The sequence below is a fragment of the Microbacterium aurantiacum genome, from assembly GCF_031625015.1.
Taxonomy (GTDB): domain Bacteria; phylum Actinomycetota; class Actinomycetes; order Actinomycetales; family Microbacteriaceae; genus Microbacterium; species Microbacterium aurantiacum.
Genome location: NZ_JAHWXH010000004.1, coordinates 105,835 through 123,323, shown reverse-complemented (window position 1 = coordinate 123,323; position 17,489 = coordinate 105,835). Strand labels below are relative to the sequence as shown.

At 71.3% G+C, this 17,489-nt stretch carries 15 protein-coding genes; 6 read left to right on the top strand and 9 right to left on the bottom strand.

Translation table 11 applies throughout. The features are described 5' to 3' along the window. Positions 1–24: 24 nt before the first annotated feature. Positions 25–1,590, top strand: coding sequence for an APC family permease (locus KZC50_RS14645; protein ID WP_310892142.1), 1,566 nt, complete (start codon positions 25–27; stop codon positions 1,588–1,590). A gap of 162 nt (positions 1,591–1,752) precedes the next feature. On the opposite strand, the gene ald is transcribed toward KZC50_RS14645, so the two are convergent. Together ald and KZC50_RS14635 are read right to left on the bottom strand one after the other, a co-directional pair. Then, complete coding sequence (gene ald / locus KZC50_RS14640; RefSeq protein WP_310892141.1) at positions 1,753–2,868, bottom strand: alanine dehydrogenase; 1,116 nt, start codon at positions 2,866–2,868, stop codon at positions 1,753–1,755. A gap of 56 nt (positions 2,869–2,924) precedes the next feature. Further along, complete coding sequence (locus tag KZC50_RS14635) at positions 2,925–3,914, bottom strand: asparaginase (RefSeq protein ID WP_310892140.1); 990 nt, start codon at positions 3,912–3,914, stop codon at positions 2,925–2,927. 51 nt (positions 3,915–3,965) lie between these two features. On the opposite strand from KZC50_RS14635, the gene KZC50_RS14630 reads away from it, so the two are divergent. Beyond that, the gene (locus KZC50_RS14630; RefSeq protein WP_310892139.1) at positions 3,966–4,442 is read left to right on the top strand and encodes an OsmC family protein; all 477 of its coding nucleotides are present in this window, start codon (positions 3,966–3,968) and stop codon (positions 4,440–4,442) included. Between the two features lie 6 nt (positions 4,443–4,448). Here KZC50_RS14630 and KZC50_RS14625 read toward each other — a convergent pair whose 3' ends face one another. Further along, on the bottom strand, positions 4,449–5,150 hold the full coding sequence (locus KZC50_RS14625; protein ID WP_053547776.1) for a lysophospholipid acyltransferase family protein: 702 nt from the start codon (positions 5,148–5,150) through the stop codon (positions 4,449–4,451). A 203-nt stretch (positions 5,151–5,353) separates the two neighbouring features. Here KZC50_RS14625 and KZC50_RS14620 point away from each other — a divergent pair, with 203 nt between their 5' ends. Further along, complete coding sequence (locus KZC50_RS14620; protein ID WP_053547610.1) at positions 5,354–6,304, top strand: FKBP-type peptidyl-prolyl cis-trans isomerase; 951 nt, start codon at positions 5,354–5,356, stop codon at positions 6,302–6,304. Positions 6,305–6,365: 61 nt separating this feature from the next. Then, the gene (gene dxr / locus KZC50_RS14615) at positions 6,366–7,448 is read left to right on the top strand and encodes a 1-deoxy-D-xylulose-5-phosphate reductoisomerase (RefSeq protein WP_310892138.1); all 1,083 of its coding nucleotides are present in this window, start codon (positions 6,366–6,368) and stop codon (positions 7,446–7,448) included. A 21-nt stretch (positions 7,449–7,469) separates the two neighbouring features. Here the strand turns inward: dxr and KZC50_RS14610 are convergent, their stop codons facing one another. Then, positions 7,470–9,122, bottom strand: a complete 1,653-nt coding sequence (locus KZC50_RS14610; RefSeq protein ID WP_236968347.1) for a Mur ligase family protein — start codon at positions 9,120–9,122, stop codon at positions 7,470–7,472. 111 nt (positions 9,123–9,233) lie between these two features. On the opposite strand from KZC50_RS14610, the gene KZC50_RS14605 reads away from it, so the two are divergent. Further along, positions 9,234–10,577 carry a M50 family metallopeptidase gene (locus KZC50_RS14605; protein WP_301132640.1) on the top strand — a complete coding sequence of 448 codons (1,344 nt, stop codon included), beginning with the start codon at positions 9,234–9,236 and terminating at the stop codon, positions 10,575–10,577. Positions 10,578–10,593: 16 nt separating this feature from the next. Here the strand turns inward: KZC50_RS14605 and KZC50_RS14600 are convergent, their stop codons facing one another. Then, a complete protein-coding gene (locus tag KZC50_RS14600) occupies positions 10,594–12,570 on the bottom strand; it encodes an anthranilate synthase family protein (protein WP_310892137.1) in 1,977 nt (658 codons plus the stop codon). A gap of 232 nt (positions 12,571–12,802) precedes the next feature. Here KZC50_RS14600 and ispG point away from each other — a divergent pair, with 232 nt between their 5' ends. Continuing rightward, complete coding sequence (ispG, locus tag KZC50_RS14595; RefSeq protein WP_197272961.1) at positions 12,803–13,954, top strand: flavodoxin-dependent (E)-4-hydroxy-3-methylbut-2-enyl-diphosphate synthase; 1,152 nt, start codon at positions 12,803–12,805, stop codon at positions 13,952–13,954. Positions 13,955–13,990: 36 nt separating this feature from the next. Here the strand turns inward: ispG and KZC50_RS14590 are convergent, their stop codons facing one another. The 4 genes from KZC50_RS14590 to KZC50_RS14575 all read right to left on the bottom strand — a co-directional run bounded on the left by KZC50_RS14590 (position 13,991) and on the right by KZC50_RS14575 (position 17,474). Next, complete coding sequence (locus KZC50_RS14590; RefSeq protein WP_310892136.1) at positions 13,991–15,010, bottom strand: 1-aminocyclopropane-1-carboxylate deaminase; 1,020 nt, start codon at positions 15,008–15,010, stop codon at positions 13,991–13,993. Continuing rightward, a complete protein-coding gene (locus KZC50_RS14585; protein ID WP_310892135.1) occupies positions 15,007–15,687 on the bottom strand; it encodes a GntR family transcriptional regulator in 681 nt (226 codons plus the stop codon). The genes KZC50_RS14590 and KZC50_RS14585 overlap by 4 nt, the downstream gene beginning before the upstream one ends. Before the next feature lie 336 nt (positions 15,688–16,023). Next, the gene (gene pcp, locus KZC50_RS14580) at positions 16,024–16,656 is read right to left on the bottom strand and encodes a pyroglutamyl-peptidase I (RefSeq protein ID WP_053547774.1); all 633 of its coding nucleotides are present in this window, start codon (positions 16,654–16,656) and stop codon (positions 16,024–16,026) included. Positions 16,657–16,676: 20 nt separating this feature from the next. Continuing rightward, positions 16,677–17,474, bottom strand: coding sequence for an NADH:ubiquinone oxidoreductase subunit 4 (chain M) (locus KZC50_RS14575; RefSeq protein ID WP_310892134.1), 798 nt, complete (start codon positions 17,472–17,474; stop codon positions 16,677–16,679). Positions 17,475–17,489: the final 15 nt, after the last annotated feature.

The window sequence follows — 17,489 nt, the reverse complement described above, 5'->3', positions numbered from 1 at the left end:
GGGCCGACCCCTAGCGTCGCAGTCATGTCCACCACGCCGATCAGACTCGAACGGCCGGACGGCAAGGGATTGGCCGCGGGAACGCTCGGTCTGTGGGGATCCACCGTCATCGGCCTCGCCTCCACGGCGCCGGTGTACTCCCTGGTGGCGACCCTCGGATTCGTCGTCCTCGCGGTGGGCGCGCAGGCGCCCATCGCCTTCGTCGTCGCCTTCGTGCCGATGCTCTTCATCGCCTTCGCCTACCGTGAGCTGAACAACGCCGTCCCCGATTGCGGAACGACCTTCACCTGGGGCACGAAGGCCTTCGGCCCGTGGGTGGGGTGGATGGGCGGCTGGGGTGTGGCCGTCGCCGGCATGGTGGTGCTCGCCAACCTCGCCCAGATCGGCGGCATCTACTTCTGGGCGCTCGTCGACGGCATCATCGGGTCGGGCCAGGACGCCCTCCTCTCCGACAACGTCCCGCTCGTCACCGCCACCGGCGTCGTCTTCATCGCCCTCATGACGTGGATCAGCTGGCGCGGGGTGGAGATCGGCGAGCGGGTGCAGAACGTGTTGCTCGCGATCCAGTACCTGGCGCTGGCGATCTTCGTCGTCGCGGCGCTGTGGCAGTACTTCGCGGGATCCGCGCCGGGCGCCACCCCGTTCGCCTGGGACTGGTTCAACCCGCTCGCGTTCGAAGAGTGGTCCGGATTCACCGAAGCGATCCTGCTCGCGCTGTTCATCTACTGGGGTTGGGACACCTGTCTCGCCCTCAACGAGGAGACGAAAGACCCGAAACGCATTCCGGGGCTGGCGGCGCTCCTCACGTGCGTGCTGCTGCTGTTCACCTACGTCTCGGTCACCGTCGCCGCGATGATGTACGCCGGGCTCGGCGACACCGGGACGGGACTGGGGAACGAGGCGAACGCCGACGACTTCTTCCTCGCCATCAAGGACGGCCTGCTCGGACCCGTCGGGTGGGTGCTCGTCGTCGCCGTCCTCATCTCCGCCGTTTCCTCGACGCAGACCACGATCCTCCCCACCGCGCGCGGCACGCTCGCGATGGGGGTCTACCGCGCGCTCCCCGCGCGGTTCAAGACCGTGCACCCGCAGTACAAGACGCCGTCGTTCTCCACGCTCGTGATGGGCGTGGTCGCGTCGGTCTACTACATCGGCATGACCCTGATCAGCGACAACATCCTGCAGGACTCGATCCTGTCGCTGGGTCTCGCGATCGCCTTCTACTACGCCATCACCGGCTACGCGTGCGTCTGGTACTTCCGCCGCGAACTCTTCACCTCCGCACGCAACGTCGTCTACCGGCTCGTGCTGCCCCTCCTCGGCGCGCTCATGCTCACGTACGCGTTCGTCCAGTCCGCCATCGACATGTTCGACGTGGATTACGGCTACACGGTGCTCTTCGGCATCGGGGGGACCTTCGTCCTCGGGGTGGGGTCTCTCGCCCTCGGGGTGGTGCTGATGGTGCTGTGGTTCCTGTTCCCGCGCTCGAAGCGGTTCTTCCGCGGCGAGAGCCTGAACCGGGAGACGCCGGTGATGGTGCCGGACGAGCCTGCCGCCGCGGCGCGGTCCGTCGACGGCGGACTCGCCTGACAGCGGCCCGCCCGCGAGGCGCGCGCCGCGTGGCGGTCGTAACTCCTCAGTTCCGCGTCGACACGCCGCGGGTGGCCCTGGGTTCGGGGTCGTGGGGGCCGGATCGGAGGAGTTCGGCCCGCGCCCGGGGTCGGGTGCGCGCGGGGCGCGGGCCGGGGTGACTCAGGCGAGCGCGTCGGCGAGGTCGCCCGCGGGCAGGTCGTGCGCGGCGGCGACCCCGGGATTGACCACGTGCCCACCGTGGGTGTTCAGCCCCGATGCCAGCGCGGCGTCCCCGCGCAGCGCCTCGCGCCAGCCACGACGGGCGATCTGGCGGATGTAGGGGAGCGTGGCGTTGGTGAGGGCGGAGGTGGAGGTGTTCGGCACCGCGCCGGGCATGTTCGCGACGCAGTAGAACACGGTGTCGTGGACCGCGAACGTCGGGTCGGCGTGGGTCGTCGGGCGCGTGTCCTCGAAACAGCCGCCCTGATCGACGGCGATGTCCACGAGCACCGAGCCGGGACGCATCCGCGACACCATCTCGTTGGTGACGAGCTTCGGCGCCTTCGCGCCCGGGATGAGGACGGAGCCGATCACGAGGTCGGACGCGACGACGGCGCGGTCGAGGTCGAGCGGATTCGACGACGCCGTCTTCACACGCCCCTGGAAGTGGTCGTCGAGGTGCCGCAGGCGCGGGATGTTGGTGTCGAAGACGGTCACATCGGCGCCCATGCCGGCCGCGATCACCGCGGCGTTCGCTCCCGCGACACCGCCGCCGATGACCGTCACCGTGGCAGGGCGCGTTCCGGGCACACCCGACATGAGCAGGCCGCGGCCCCCGGCGGAGCGCATCAGGGTCGACGCGCCCACCATGGGCGCGAGCCTCCCGGCGACCTCGCTCATCGGCGCGAGAAGGGGCAGGCCTCCGCCGGCGACCTGGACCGTCTCGTAGGCGATGGCCGTCACACCGTCCGCGACCAGACGTTCGGTGAGAGGACGGTCCGCGGCGAGGTGCAGATAGGTGAAGAGCACGAGGTCGTCACGGAAGTAGCCGTACTCGCTCGCGATCGGCTCCTTCACCTTCAGCAGCAGCTCCGCGCGGGCCCAGACCTCGGCGGCATCGTCGAGGAGCGTGGCGCCGGCCTCGTGGTACTCGGCATCCGGCATCGAGGAGCCGGCGCCGGCGCCGGTCTGCACGATGACCTCGTGACCGGCGGCGACGAGATCGTGCACGCCCGACGGGGTGAGAGCCACCCGATACTCGTTGTTCTTGACCTCGGTGGGGACGCTGATCCTCATCGTGCGATCCTTTCCGCTCCGCCGTTGGAGCGCTCGGGCTCCGGATCGGAGCGCCTCTAGAACGCGGGGCGGATGGCCCCGACGGTGCGATCGCCGCCGCTGAGCGACAGCGAGAGTCTGGTCATCGTCTCGGCGACGTCCGCCGGCGCGAGGGCCCCGGCGCGTTCGAGGAGACGCAGTGCGACGGCGGTCGCCGCGCGACCGTTCCCGTCGAGGATCTTCAACGCCACCGTCGTCCCGTCGGGGGCGACCATCACGAGAACCCCTTCGGCGCCGGTCTTGGCGAACACGCCGAGGCGCTCGATCGCGACGGTGTCGGGCCGGTCGGGGCCGTCGATCGTCCAGGGATGACTGCGGACCGCCGCAACCAGCGCCCCGGCGCTGCGGTGCAGGGCGAACGGCGACGACGGCGACGCCGTGCCGATGCGGTGGATCGCGCGCGCGAGCGCCGTCAGCGACACGGGGTACACCGGCGCGCCGCAGCCGTCGACGGCTGCGGCGCCGACCTTCTCACCGAGGAGCCGTTCCGCCGTCTCGCGGATCTGAGCCTGCAGCGGATGGGCCGGGTCGAGGTAGGTGGCGGTGTCCCACCCATTGACGGCGCACGTGAGCAGCATCGCGGCGTGCTTCCCGGAGCAGTTCATCCGGATGCGGGCGGGCGCGAGCCGCTCGCGCACGAGCTCATCGCGCGTGGCCGTGTCGCCGGGCCAGGCCGGCGGGCATTGGAGGGCGTCTTCGCCGAGGCCCGCGGCGTCGAGGATGTCGCGGACGACCGCCACGTGTCGGTCGGTGCCGGAGTGGCTGGCCGTCGCGAGCCCCAGGCGCTCGCCGTCCAGCGGTGCACCCGCCGCGAGGAAGGCCAGAGCCTGGAGGGGCTTGAGGCTCGACCGGGGGAGGATCGGCGCATCGACGTCGCCGAGACGGTCGCGGACCGTGCCGTCGGGGGCGAGCACCACGGCGACACCCACGTGGCGGGACTCGACGAAGCCGCTGCGTTCCACGAGGGCGAGCTCGACGGCGTCGGCTGCGGAGAAGGTCTGCGGCACCGCACCAGCCTACCGCCGGGACGTTCGGCACCCCCATGACAGACTGTGCTCATGTTCGGCGAGCATCGATACTCCGTCCGGGCGACCTGGACCGGAGATCGCGGCTCGGGGACGTCCGGATACCGCGACTACGACCGCTCGGTGACGCTGGCGGTGCCCGGAAAGCCGGAGCTGGCGGCATCCGCCGACAAGCCGTTCCGAGGCGATCCCACCCGCTGGAACCCCGAAGATCTGCTGCTGGCGGCGCTCAGCGAATGCCACCTGCTGTCGTACCTCCACGCGTGCGTCGGCGGCGGCGTCGTCGTCCTCGGGTACGAGGACGACGCGACCGGGCTCATGGTCGAGGACGGACGCGGGGGAGGCGCGTTCCGCGAGGTCGTCCTCCGTCCACGCGTGACGGTGGCGGAGGAGTCCATGCGCGAGGCTGCGCAGTCCCTCCACGACCAGGCGCACGCCTGGTGCTTCATCGCCAACTCGGTGAACTTCCCGGTGCGGCACGAACCGACCGTCCTCGTCCGACCGCGCTGACGCCGCTCAGAGCCGCTCGTGCGGCAGCACCTGCTTGATGCGCTCGATCGGGTTCTGCGCGGGCACCTCGTTGTAGGCGCCGGCGAGCTCCTGTCCGGAGAGCGCGTGGATCGCGGCCATGATCTCGTCGGTCGCACCCCGTCGCGCACGGCCCGACGTCGCGGGACCGTGGTGGGACAGGTCCAGCGGCGCGCCGAACTTCACCGTCACGCGGTGGCGCAGGGAGGGCATCTTCGCGCCCACCGGCATGACGGCATCCGTTCCGATGAGACCCACCGGGACGACGGGTGCACCCGTCTGGAGTGCGAGGAAGGCGACGCCGGTGCGCCCCTTGTACAGTCGGCCGTCCAGGGACCGCGTGCCCTCGGGGTACAGCGCCACGGCGCGTCCCTCCTGAAGGATGCGGCGCTGCTGGTCGAGCGCGTCGAGAGCGGCCTGGCCCGCCCCGCGCTGGACGGGGATCGCCCCGATCGAGGTGAAGAACCAGCGGGATCCGGCGCTTTCGAAGTAGCTCGACTTGGCGAGGAAGTGCACCGGGCGCGGGGCGGCGACGGGGATGGCGATCGAGTCGAGGAACGACAGGTGGTTGCTCGCGAAGATCACGGGACCGTGGCGGGGGACGAGGTCTCGGCCCTCCACACGCGGACGGTAGAGCAGGCGGCCGAGGGTGGAGATCGCGAACCGGCCGATCGCGTACGTCGCCCCCATTTTCCGCGCCGAGGCGGGCGCCGCGTCCGCGGTGGACTCGGAGGTCTGAGAGTCGTCCTCGGGGGTGGCTGCCGGGTCCGATGTCACCCGACGAGGGTACTCCGGATCGCATTCTCACGGGGGAATGCCCGTACTCCCAGCACAGACAAAGAAAAAGTGCGCGAAGATGAACACTCCCGTTCTCAACTTCCGAGGTCTTCTCCGTGCGCTTCCGCCCGCTTGCCGCTCTGTCCTTCGCCGCCCTGACGGCCCTCGTCCTCACCGGATGCGCCGGCGGCGCACCCGAGGCGACTCCGACGGCCACCGAGGCCGCAGCCGGTGACCTGTGCGCCGTCGCGGCACCGACGGGCGACGTCGTCAGCTCGATCACGGTGGACGGCGAGGTCGGCGAGAGCGCGACGGCGACGTTCGAGGCGCCGCTGGAGTTCACCAGCGCGGAGCGCGAGGTGCTTGTGGAGGGCGACGGCGCCGCGATCTCCGACGGCGACTACGTCTCGTACGCGCTCGCCGTCTTCGACGCCGCGACCGGCGAGAGCCTGCAGGAAGGCGGCTTCGGCGGTGCGGCCCTCCCCGCCATGCCGATCACCCTCGGTTCCGGCGCGGACTTCTACTTCGGATGCGCCACCGAAGGCTCGCGCGTCGTGGTGACGGTGCCCGACACGACCGGCGCCTCCGCCGGTCAGGTTTACGTCATCGACGTGCTGGGCGTGACCCCGGCGGACGAATGGTGTGCGGTGGCCGAGCCCGGTCCCGACTTCCCGACCGTGGAGTTCGACGGCGAGGGTGTCCCGACGATCACCATCGCGGATGCCGAGCCGCCGGCCGAGGTCCAGCTCGAGGTTCTCGAAGAGGGCGACGGCGCCGTGGTCGAGCCCGGCGACAACGTCACGGTGGACTACACCGGCGTGAAGTGGAGCGACGGAACCGTCTTCGACTCGAGCTGGGAGCGCGGCGAGCCCGCGACCTTCTCCACCCTGGGCGTCGTGAGCGGCTTCCAGCGCGCGCTGGAGGGCCAGACCGTGGGGTCGACCGTCGTGGTCGCCATGCCGCCCGCGTGCGGCTACGGCGACACCGGATCCAGCACCCATGAGCTGGCCGGGGAGACCCTGGTCTTCGTCGTCGACATCATCGACGCCGCCCGCGCACAGCAGTAAGGCGCGCTGGAGCACGGTGTCGGCCTCGAGCGGGGTGTCGGCGCGGCGCTAGGCTGGCCCGATGCGACGCGTCATCGTCCTCGGCTCCACCGGTTCCATCGGCACCCAGGCTCTGGACGTGATCCGGGCCAACCCCGAGCGTTTCGAGGTCGTCGGTCTGTCCGCCTTCTCGCGCGCGGAGGAGATGCGCGCCCAGGCCGCGGAGTTCGAGGTCGAGCACGTCGCCGTCGGCGCCGCGGAGGCGGAGCAGCTCGTCGCCGATGTCGAGGCGGATGTCGTCCTCAACGGCATCACCGGGTCGGTCGGACTCGGTCCGACCCTGGCGGCACTGTCGGCAGGTCGGACACTGGCGCTGGCGAACAAGGAATCCTTGATCGTCGGCGGAGAACTCGTCACCCGGGTCGCCGTGCCCGGTCAGATCGTCCCCGTCGATTCCGAGCACTCCGCGATCGCGCAGGCACTCCGCAGCGGCACCCCCGCAGAGGTGCGTCGGCTCATCCTGACGGCATCCGGTGGTCCGTTCCGCGGGCGCGATCGCGCCTCGCTCGCGACGGTGACCCCCGCCGAGGCGCTCGCGCACCCCACCTGGGACATGGGACGCGTGGTCACGACGAACTCCGCGACGCTGGTGAACAAGGGGCTCGAGGTCATCGAGGCGCACCTGCTCTTCGACGTCGACTACGCCGACATCGACGTCGTCGTCCACCCCCAGTCGATCGTCCACTCGATGGTCGAGTTCGTCGACGGGTCCACCATCGCCCAGGCGTCGCCGCCGGACATGCGGCTGCCGATCTCTCTGGGCCTTGACTGGCCGCACCGTGTGGCCGGTGTGGGTCGGCCGCTCGATTTCACCGCCGCCACCGCGTGGACGTTCGAGCCCCTCGACGAGGACGCCTTCCCCGCGGTGCGTCTCGCGAAGCACGTCGGTCGGGCCGGCGGCACCCATCCCGCGGTGTTCAACGCCGCGAATGAGCAGGCTGTCGACGCGTTCCACGAGGGCCGGATCGGCTTCCCCGGCATCGTGGAGACGATCGAGCGCGTGCTCGACGCGCATTCGGCGCCCGCCGAGCTGACGCGGGACAGCCTCGCCGAGGCGGAGCGTTGGGCGCGGGAGACCGCCGACCGGATGATCGCGAAGGCCTGACCTCGGCGGGTATCGGTCGACTCAGGCCGGTCGGAGCGGATCCGAGGCGGGCGTGGAGTCTTCCGGGTACGGCACCGGCCACGCCGGTTCCGGCACCGGCCACCCGGCATCCCGCAGCGCGCGGCGGGCGAGTTCCCTGGCGGAGTACGGCGTCCGCACGCCCCGGATGTCGCGGTAGTCCTGGTGCCCGGGACCGGCCCACAGGATCGCGTCGCCGTCACCGACGAGGGCGACCGCCTCCCGGATCGCGCGCTCCGGCGGCGAGGATTCGTGGATCTCGGCATCGGGTCGCGCGCGCCGCGCCCCCTCGATGAGCGTCGCGCGGATGCCGTCGGGATCCTCGTGCCGGGGGTGGTGATCGGTGACCACCAGGATGTCGCTGCCGAGCACGGCGGTGCGCCCCATGTCGTGACGCTTGGTCTTGTCGCGGTCGCCGTCCGCGCCGAAGAGCATGACGACGCGGCCGGGGGTCACCCGGCGCACGGCCGCGAGCGTCTTCTCGAAGGCATCCGGGGAGTGTCCGAAATCCACGAAGACCGCCGGGCCCCGCTCGCCCGAGACCAGCTGGGTGCGCCCCGGCAGAAACGCCCGGATCCGGCCGCCGTCGAGTGCCGCGACGAGGCGCTCCCACGGGTAGCCGCCCTCGAGGATCATCACGATCGCGAGCCCCGCGTTGGCGGCCATGTGGCGTCCGATCACGGGGACCACCGTCGTGAGCGCACGACCGTCCTTCGCCGCGAGACGGAAGCGGGTGCCGTCCTTGCGCTCCTCGAGGATCTCGACGGTCCAGTCCGCCGCGGCCGCGGCATCCGGGTCGTCGGCGATCGCCGGGGTTCCCACGGTGACCGCGGGCACCTCGCAGCGCTCCCGGACCTCGGCTCCGGTGGCGGCGTCGACGCAGATCACGGCGCGACGCGCGCGATCGGCGCGGAACAGCGGCATCTTCGCCTCGAAGTACTCGCGCATGTCGGCGTAGTCGTCGAGGTGGTCGTGGGTGAGGTTGGTGAACCCGGCAACGTCGAACACGATGCCGTCGACGCGCCGGCGGCTGAGGGCCTGCGCGCTGACCTCTACGGCGACGGCCTCGACGCCGCGCTCGCGCATGAGCGCCAGGAGCGCGTGCATCTCGTATGCCTCGGGGGTGGTCAGGCGCGACACGATGATCTCGCCCGCGATGTGACGCTCCGCGGTGGACGACAGACCGGTGACGGCGCCGAGCTGCTCGAGGATGCCCTCCAGCAGATGCGACACGCTGGTTTTCCCGTTCGTCCCGGTCGTGCCGAACAGGATCGGCAGGTCGTCGTCCCGACCGGTGCCGTACACCCAGGCCGAGAGGGCACCGAGCACGGCCCGCGGGTCGTCGACCACGAGGACCGGCAACGCGGATGCCGACGCGAGCGCCGCGCCCGCGGCATCCGTCATCACCGCGACGGCGCCGCGTGCGGCCGCATCCTCGACGAACTCCGCGCCGTGGCGATTGACCCCTCGGGTCGCGACGAACAGGTCGCCGGGCCGCAGGTCGCCGGTGGCGAGGGTCAGTCCGTGGATCGTCACGCCGTCCGCCTCCCCGTCGACGTCGGCGGCGAAGGCGTCTGCGAGAGCACGCAGGCTCACGGCGGGTGCAGTGCTCGGTCGGAGCACGGGAGGCAGGTTCGAGGAAGCGTCGCTGGGCATGGCGCTCCCATCTTCTCACCCGCTCCGGGTGGGACGGGATCGGTGCGACGCGACCGGTCGCGCTCCGATGGTCACGGCCGATTCAAAGGCGGGCGGGGGTAGCGTGAGCGCGTGGAAGTGATCGCGTTCGTCGTGGGAGTCGTGCTGCTGGTCGTGGGGCTCGCCGTCTCGATCGCCCTGCATGAGCTCGGCCACCTGTGGCCGGCGAAGGCGTTCGGCGTCCGCGTCGGCCAGTACATGATCGGCTTCGGGCCGACGCTCTTCTCCCGCCGTCGCGGCGAGACCGAGTACGGCGTCAAGGCCATTCCGCTGGGCGGCTACATCTCGATGGCGGGCATGTACCCGCCGTCACCGAAGGAGCAGGCCGCCCGCGCCGCGGGGGAGCGCACGGGACGCGCCGGCGGCGGATTCTTCGCCACCATGGTCCAGGATGCCCGCGCCGCCAACGACGAGACCCTCGACGGCGACGGCGACCCTCGGGTGTTCTACCGCCTTCCCGTCTGGAAACGCGTCGTGATCATGCTCGGCGGACCCGTGATGAACCTCCTCTTCGCGGTGTTCCTGTTCACGCTCCTCTTCTCCGGCATCGGCGTGCAGTCCGCGACGACGACGGTTGCGAGCATCAGCGAATGCGTCATCCCCGCCGGGGAGGAGCGCACCACATGCGCGGCTTCCGATCCCGCGGCCCCCGCGGCCGCTGCCGGCATCGAGCCCGGGGACGTCGTCGTCGAGGTCGCCGGGCAGCCGGTGGAGACGTTCGCGGAGATGACATCCCTCATCCGCTCGTCCCCGGGTGAGCCGCTGACGCTCGTCGTCGAGCGCGACGGGGAGCCGCGGAGTGTCCGACTCACTCCGGCGGCTGTGGAGCAGCCGGTCGTCGACGACCTGGGCCGCGCGGTGACCGACGCGGACGGCGACGTCGTCACCGAGACGGTGGGGATCGCCGGCATCCGTCAGGAATCCGCCTACGTCCGCCAGCCGATCTGGACGGGCCCGCAGACGGCCGTCGAGAACGTCGGCGCCGTCGCCGGCATCATCTGGCAGCTGCCGGTGAAGGTGTGGGAGACCGGTGCGACCCTCATCACCGGCGAGGAGCGCGACCCCAACGGGCCGTTGAGCGTCGTCGGCGCAGGAGTGCTCGCGGGCGAGGTCGCCTCCGCCGAGGCACCCGTGCTGAACCGCGTGGCGGGCCTGCTGTCGCTTCTGGCGTCGCTGAACATCGCCCTGTTCGTCTTCAATCTGCTGCCCCTCCTGCCGCTCGACGGGGGACACGTCGTGGTGGCCCTGTGGGACGGCATCAAGCGCGCGTGGGCGAGGATCACGAACCGTCCGCCGCCGAAGCCGGTGGACGCCACCAAACTGGTCCCGGTCACCTTCGTCGTCTTCATCGCCCTGGTGGTGATGGGTGGCGTGTTGATCCTGACCGACATCGTCAACCCGCTCTCGCTCTTCTGAGCGCGGGCGTCCCGGGTCAGGGCGCCGTCGTGAGGGCGTGGGTCACGAGGCGCTCGAGGGTCACCATGCCGTCGCGCGAGAGGATCGACTCGAGGTGGCCCTGCACCGAGGCGAACCCCGGTCCGCGGAGCGCGTAGACGTCTCCGCTCGCATCGGCGGCCACCTCCGCGTCGCCCACCTCCCGGGTGCCCGGCGCCACGCGCGCGGTGAAGGTGTTGTAGAAGCCGATGGATGCCGGCATCCCGAACACGTCCACGGTCTTCTGCAGGCCCTGGTGCGGGGTCGTCAGAGGCGCGAGATCGAGGCCGACGTCGTCACTCAGGATCTGGTGGCTGAGGCACACCGCGAGGAGGGGGCGCCCCGAGGCGCGACGCTCGGTCACGATCCCGCGCATGCGACGCATGCGCTCCGACGCGGGGTCGCGCGGGTCGCCGGGGCCGGGGCCGCAGACGACCAGCTCCGCGTCGCGGACGTCGTCGGCGGTGACCCGGTGCCACGGCACGATGCGGACGTCGAGGCCGAGGTGGCGCAGCTGATGGGCGAGCATCGTGGTGAACCGGTCCTCGGCGTCCACGACGACCGCCTCGCGACCGCGGAGCGGGCCGTCGGGAGCGGACGCCTGAGGGTTCAGCCAGAATGCCGCGAGGCGGGAGTTGCGCGACGCCAGGAGCGCGGCGATCGCGGGATCGTCCGCCAGGCGCCGGGGCTCGGCGGCGGGCTCGTCCTCGTCGACGGCGTCCGCGCGGGCGGCGAGGGCCGCCTCCTCGGCGACGCGATCGCGGGGGATCGCTCCGATGGCGCCGAGGACTCCCGCCGCCTTGCCGTGTGTCTCACCGACCTCGCCGTACGGGTCCGAGTGACGCACCAGCGTCGCCCCGACCGGCACGCGCAGGCGTCCGTCCGCGAGATATGCCGTGCGGATGAGGATCGGCGCGTCGAGATCGTGCGTCGGCACGGCATCCGCGGCAGAGGCGGTACCTGCATCCGCGTTCTCCGGGCCGCCGGCATCCGCGCGGGGGGTGAAGAGGGCGGCGACGCCGGAGTAATAGCCGCGAGGGGCGCGTTCGTGTCGCGTGATGACGGTGCAGGCGTTCTGCATCGGGGAGCCGGTGACCGTGGGCGCGAACATCGTCTCGCGGAGGATGTCCCGCGGGTCCAGACGGCTGCGGCCGCGGAGGACGTACTCGGTGTGGGTGAGCCGGGACATCTCCTTCAGGTGCGGCCCGGTGATGCGTCCGCCGTCCGAGCACACCGCGCTCATCATCTTCAGCTCTTCGTCGACCACCATGAACAGCTCCTCGGTCTCCTTGGTGGAGGCCAGGAACTCCGTCAGCGTCTCGGCGGTGGCACCGCCGGCGGGGTGGCGGAAGGTGCCCGAGATCGGATTCATCGTGACCACGCCCTCCCGGGCGCTCACGTGCGCCTCAGGGCTCGCCCCGACGGCGACGTGACCGTCCGTGACGATCGCGAACGTCCAGTAGGCGCCGCGCTCGTGCTCGAGGAGCGCACGGAACCAGGTCAGGGCGGCGACGGCGGGGTCGGCGTCGACCTCGGCGGTGAAGTCCCGACGGATGACGAAGTTCGCGCCCTCGCCGCGACCGATCTCGTCGGCGATGACGCGCCGGACGATGTCGGCGTAGGATTCGTCGTCGATGTCGAAGCCGGCGTCGCGCAGGGCGATCGGTGTCGCGGGGAGTCCCGAGAGCACCTCCGCGCGCGGAAGCGCGATGTGGTCGGCGACCACCAGGCAGCGAAGCGGCGCGCCGTCGTCGTGGCACGCGAACCCGCGCTCGCGCACCTGACGGAACGGCACGAGCGCGAGCACCTCGCGCGGCGCGCCGGTGGAATCGTGCAGCGGGATGTCGGCGAGGAGGTCGACGTCGTGGACGTCGCCGGTGAGGACCTCGATGGTCTCGGCGTCGCGCGAGATCAGCGCGAAGGGCGCGCCGGATGCGGCGAGTTCGAGCAGGAGCGATGCGGCGGGGGCGTTCATGTCGATCTTTCGTCGTGGGGGCGGTCGCCCTACGAAGAAGAAAGACCGCCCCGGGGGCGGTCTGTCCTCACGCGCAGCCACCGCCTATACGGTGGGCCACCAGGCGGAGCGCGCGAACATGCGCCGAAACTACCACAGCGCGTGCGCGGGATCCGGGGTGCGGAGGGTGGGAGGGGCCTGGGCGTTGGTGATCCGCCGCGCCTTCGGGCGGTGCGCCGCGTAGGCTGTGGTCGTGCCCGCTGTGAATCTGGGGATGCCGAAGGCTCCTGAAACCCTCGCCCCGCGTCGCAAGACCCGACAGATCAAGGTCGGGAAGGTGCTCGTCGGAGGCGACGCCCCCGTCAGCGTCCAGTCGATGACCACGACGCCCACCACCGACATCAACGCGACCCTGCAGCAGATCGCCGAGTTGACGGCATCCGGCTGCGAGATCGTGCGCGTCGCCGTGCCGTCGCAGGACGACGCCGATGTGCTGCACATCATCGCGAAGAAGAGCCAGATCCCGGTCATCGCCGACATCCACTTCCAGCCGAAGTACGTCTTCCAGGCGATCGACGCCGGATGCGGTGCCGTGCGGGTCAATCCCGGCAACATCCGGAAGTTCGACGATCAGGTCGGCGCCATCGCCGCAGCGGCGAAGGCCGCGAACGTCTCGCTGCGCATCGGCGTGAACGCCGGGTCGCTCGACCGCCGCCTCCTCGAGAAGTACGGCAAGGCCACGCCTGAGGCGCTCGTGGAGAGTGCCGTGTGGGAGGCGTCGCTGTTCGAGGAGCACGACTTCCACGACTTCAAGATCTCGGTCAAGCACAACGACCCGATCGTCATGGTCAAGGCCTACCGGCAGCTCGCCGAACGCGGCGACTGGCCGCTCCACCTCGGCGTCACCGAGGCCGGACCCGCGTTCCAGGGAACGATCAAGAGCGCCACGGCCTTCGGCATCCTGCTCTCCGAGGGCATCGGCGACACCATCCGCGTCTCGCTGTCGGCGCCGCCGGCCGAAGAGGTCAAGGTCGGCCACCAGATCCTGCAGTCGCTGAACCTCCGCGAACGCAAGCTCGAGATCGTGTCGTGCCCCTCCTGCGGGCGCGCTCAGGTCGATGTCTACACGCTCGCCGACAACGTCACCGAGGGACTGAAGGACATGACCGTGCCTCTGCGCGTCGCCGTCATGGGGTGCGTCGTCAACGGTCCGGGGGAGGCCCGCGAGGCCGACCTCGGGGTCGCCAGCGGCAACGGCAAGGGCCAGATCTTCGTCAAGGGCGAGGTCATCAAGACCGTGCCCGAGGCCGAGATCGTGCAGACCCTGATCGAAGAGGCCAACCGGATCGCCGCGGAGATGGGTCCGGACGCTCCTCTCGGGACCGCCCAGGTCGTCACGTCCTGACCCGGGCGGCCGCGGGCGGTCTGCCCTCGCGGGGGCTCAGGGCCAGAGCGAGTGGTACGCGTTGATCGCCGGCTGTCCGCCGAGGTGCGCGTAGAGGACGGTGGAGTCCTTGGGGATGTCGCCCGAGGAGACGAGATCGATCAGTCCCGCGAGGGACTTGCCCTCGTAGACCGGGTCGGTGATCATCGCCTCGAGCTGCGCGCCGAGGGCCATCGCCTCCATCGTCGAATCGACCGGGAGTCCGTAGAGCTCGCCCGCCCAGCCCTCGAGCACCTGGATCTCGTCATCGCGCAGGTCCCGCCCGAGCTCGATGAGGGCGGCGGTGTTGCGCGCGATCCGGGCCACCTGATCGCGGGTCTTCGCCAGCGTCGCCGACGCGTCGATCCCGAGGATGCGGCGCCGCACGCCGGTGAGGTCCTCGAGCGCGGCGAACCCCGCGATCATCCCCGCGTGGGTCGACCCGGTCACGGTGCACACCACGATCGTGTCGAAGGTCAGCCCGAGTTCCTTCTCCTGCGCGGCGACCTCGAACGCCCAGTTCGCGAATCCCAGGCCGCCGAGCCGGTGCTCGGAGGCGCCGGCGGGGATGGCGTACGGCGTCCCGCCGGCATCCTCCACCTCGGCGAGAGCCTCTTTCCACGAATCGCGGATGCCGATGTCGAAGCCCGCGTCGTCCAGCCGCGAGTCCGCGCCCATCATGCGCGAGAGCAGGATGTTGCCCACGCGATCGTTGGTGGGGTCATCCCACGGGACCCACTTCTCCTGCACGAGACGGGCCTTCAGCCCCAGGTGCGCGGCGACCGCGGCGACCTGACGGGTGTGGTTGGACTGGTAGCCGCCGATCGAGACCAGCGTGTCGGCGCCGGAAGCGAGGATGTCCGGAACGATGTACTCGAGCTTGCGGATCTTGTTCCCGCCGTAGGCGAGCCCGCTGGAGACGTCCTCGCGCTTGGCCCAGATCTCCGCGCCGCCGAGATGCTGCGTGAGGCGCTTCAGGTGCTGGAGGGGACTCGGTCCGAAGGTGAGGGGGTAGCGCGGGTGCTGATCGATGTTCACGGGGTGTCTCCTCCGGTGCGGGTGGGTGCGGGTGTGTCGAGGGGTGTGAGGGTCTGCCAGATCTCGGCGACGCAGCTGCCTGCGAGCTCGACGTCGCCTCGCTCGCACAGCTCGACGAGCTCGTCGTGCCGTGCGGAGGAGTCCCGGCCTTCGTGGGAGGCGAAGCGCAGGCGCTCGGCCCGCTCGAGGACCGGCTCGTAGGTCGCCAGGACTGCCGCGAGGGCGGCGTTTCCGCACCGCTCGACGGCGACGGCGTGGAAGGCGGCATCGGCTGCGAGCGCAGCGTCGACGTCGCCGCGCTGCTGTGCGTCGGCGAAGGCGGCGTTGGCATGCCGCATCCGCTCGTGGTCCTCGCCGTTCATCTGCGGTATCGCCGTCTCGACCGCCCAGCGGTGGAGCGCGGCGACGACGCCCTGCGCATCGCGGACGGCGTCGACGTCCAACGGGGCGACCACGGTCGAGCGTCCCGGCGTCGCCTGCACGAGACCCGCGCGGGAGAGCGCGAGCAGCGCCTCGCGCACCGGGGTTCGGCTGACCCCGAGCCACGCCGCGATGTCGGCGTCCCGCAGCTGCTCCTCGGGCGCGAGGGTCCCGTCGACGATCGCGTCGCGCACACGGGCGTAGACGTCGTCGCGCAGGAGCGCGCGCGGGGGGAGCGGGATCGCGGGGAGCGGCACGCAATATATTGCATACTGCGAAGGGTGCGGTGTCAAACCCACGGCTCACGTCTTCGCGGCCTCGCGGGCCGAACTCCTCAGATTCGGTGGTCGCGGGCGGGAATCCGGCCGGTCTGGGGCGATCCGGCCCGGATCGGAGGAGTTCGGCCCGGGGGAGCGGCGTCAACCCCGCCGTGCGGCGGCGCGGTGGAGGCCGGGGCGGCGGAGCCTCGGGGGCGCGGCGGGGCGGGCCGAACTCCTCAGATTGCGCGGGTCCGGGCAGGAATCCGGCCGGTCTGGGGCGATCCGGCCCGGATCGGAGGAGTTCGGCCCGGGGGAAAGCCGGGGGGAGCGGGGTCAGCTGAGGGCGCCGCCGACGAGGGGCGGGTCGACGGGGGTGCGGAGCGTCGTCTCGAGCACGAGCGCCAGGGCGCGGGCGACGTCGGCCGTCGAGACCACGGCGTCCGCCCGGTGATCGGTCGTCCAGGGGACGTGCACGAACCCGGCGCGCACGCCCGCCACCCCGGTGGTCGCATGGAGCGCGTGGAACATCACGTGGTTGCAGACGAACGTTCCCGCCGAATGGGAGACGGATGCCGGCACCCCCGCCGCCCGGAGGTCGGCGACGATCGCCTTCACCGGCAGGGTCGCGAAGAACGCCGCGGGGGCCCCGGGCACGCTCGGCGCATCGATCGGCTGCGCCCCGTCGTTGTCCGGGATGCGCGCGTCCGCGAGGTTCACTGCGATCCGCTCGGGAGTGATGCCGCCGCGGTCGCCGGCGAGGCCCGTGGCGATGACGACGTCGGGGCGGTGCTCGTCGATCAGGGAGCGGAGGGCGGCGGCGGCGCCGTCGAACGAGACCGGGAGGATCGCGGTGACGAGCGCGGCGGGGCCGCTCCAGGACGCCGCCAAGAGCCGGACCGCGTCTCCCGACGGATTCGCGGTATCGCCGGCGAACGGGACGAATCCGGTGACGAGCGCGCGGGTCATCGTCTCAGCGTACGCGCGCCTCAGGGCCATCCGAGATCGGTGCGGATCCGCTCGCGGACCTCGACATAGGCGGGCAGGTTCCAGAAGAAGAGGATCTTCTCCGCGACCGGCGAATCCGGGGCGGGCTCGTCCTCGAGGACGAATGCCTGGAAGGTCTCGGCGAAGTCCTCCACGACGTTGGTGGCCGCGTAATCCGAGACGAAGTCGTCGGGATACGCCTCGAAGAGCGCCTCGCCCCGCTCGGCGTCGGTGTCGTCGGGAGCCGGCGCGAGATCTCCGTACGCGATCCAGAACGTCTCGTCGAAGGCGAAGAGGGCGGAGGATGCCGCGACGCACCCCACGTCGATCCAGAACGTCGCGCAGTCGTCGGCATCCGGATCCACGCCCGCCAGTCCGAGACTCAGGATGTGTCCGTACTCGTGGATGAGCGTCGAGGTGAGCAGGTCCTCGTCGTCGGCGTAGGCGATGTTCGCCGCGAGGGTCCAGAGGGTCGGGTCGTCCTCGTCGCGGTGGACGTAGGCCATCGTGTCGCTGTCGGGCGCATCGCCGACGCGGTACTCCGACATCGCCTCCGCCGCGAACGCGGGGGTGGTGGCGACGCGGACGAACAGGTCCCACACCCGCTGCGCCTCGGGGCCCGGCTCGGGCACCGGTGCGCCGTCGAGGTCGATCGCGTACACCCGCACGTCGCCGAAGTCCTCGTCCGCCTCGAGCGGAGCGGCGTCGCCGGCCGGGCGGAGCAGGACGACGACGGTGACGGCGACCACCGCAGCGAGCACCGCGGCGACCGCCGAGATCAGCACCGCCTGAGCACGCAAGGCGTCAGCGTAGCG

Coding starts and splice junctions, on each gene's coding strand:
- KZC50_RS14625 (WP_053547776.1), bottom strand. CDS start 5,150: ATGGGGGCGACGTACGCGATCGGCCGGTTCGCGATCTCCACCCTCGGC.
- KZC50_RS14645 (WP_310892142.1), top strand. CDS start 25: ATGTCCACCACGCCGATCAGACTCGAACGGCCGGACGGCAAGGGATTG.
- dxr (WP_310892138.1), top strand. CDS start 6,366: ATGCGACGCGTCATCGTCCTCGGCTCCACCGGTTCCATCGGCACCCAG.
- KZC50_RS14610 (WP_236968347.1), bottom strand. CDS start 9,122: ATGCCCAGCGACGCTTCCTCGAACCTGCCTCCCGTGCTCCGACCGAGC.
- KZC50_RS14630 (WP_310892139.1), top strand. CDS start 3,966: ATGTTCGGCGAGCATCGATACTCCGTCCGGGCGACCTGGACCGGAGAT.
- ald (WP_310892141.1), bottom strand. CDS start 2,868: ATGAGGATCAGCGTCCCCACCGAGGTCAAGAACAACGAGTATCGGGTG.
- pcp (WP_053547774.1), bottom strand. CDS start 16,656: ATGACCCGCGCGCTCGTCACCGGATTCGTCCCGTTCGCCGGCGATACC.
- KZC50_RS14600 (WP_310892137.1), bottom strand. CDS start 12,570: ATGAACGCCCCCGCCGCATCGCTCCTGCTCGAACTCGCCGCATCCGGC.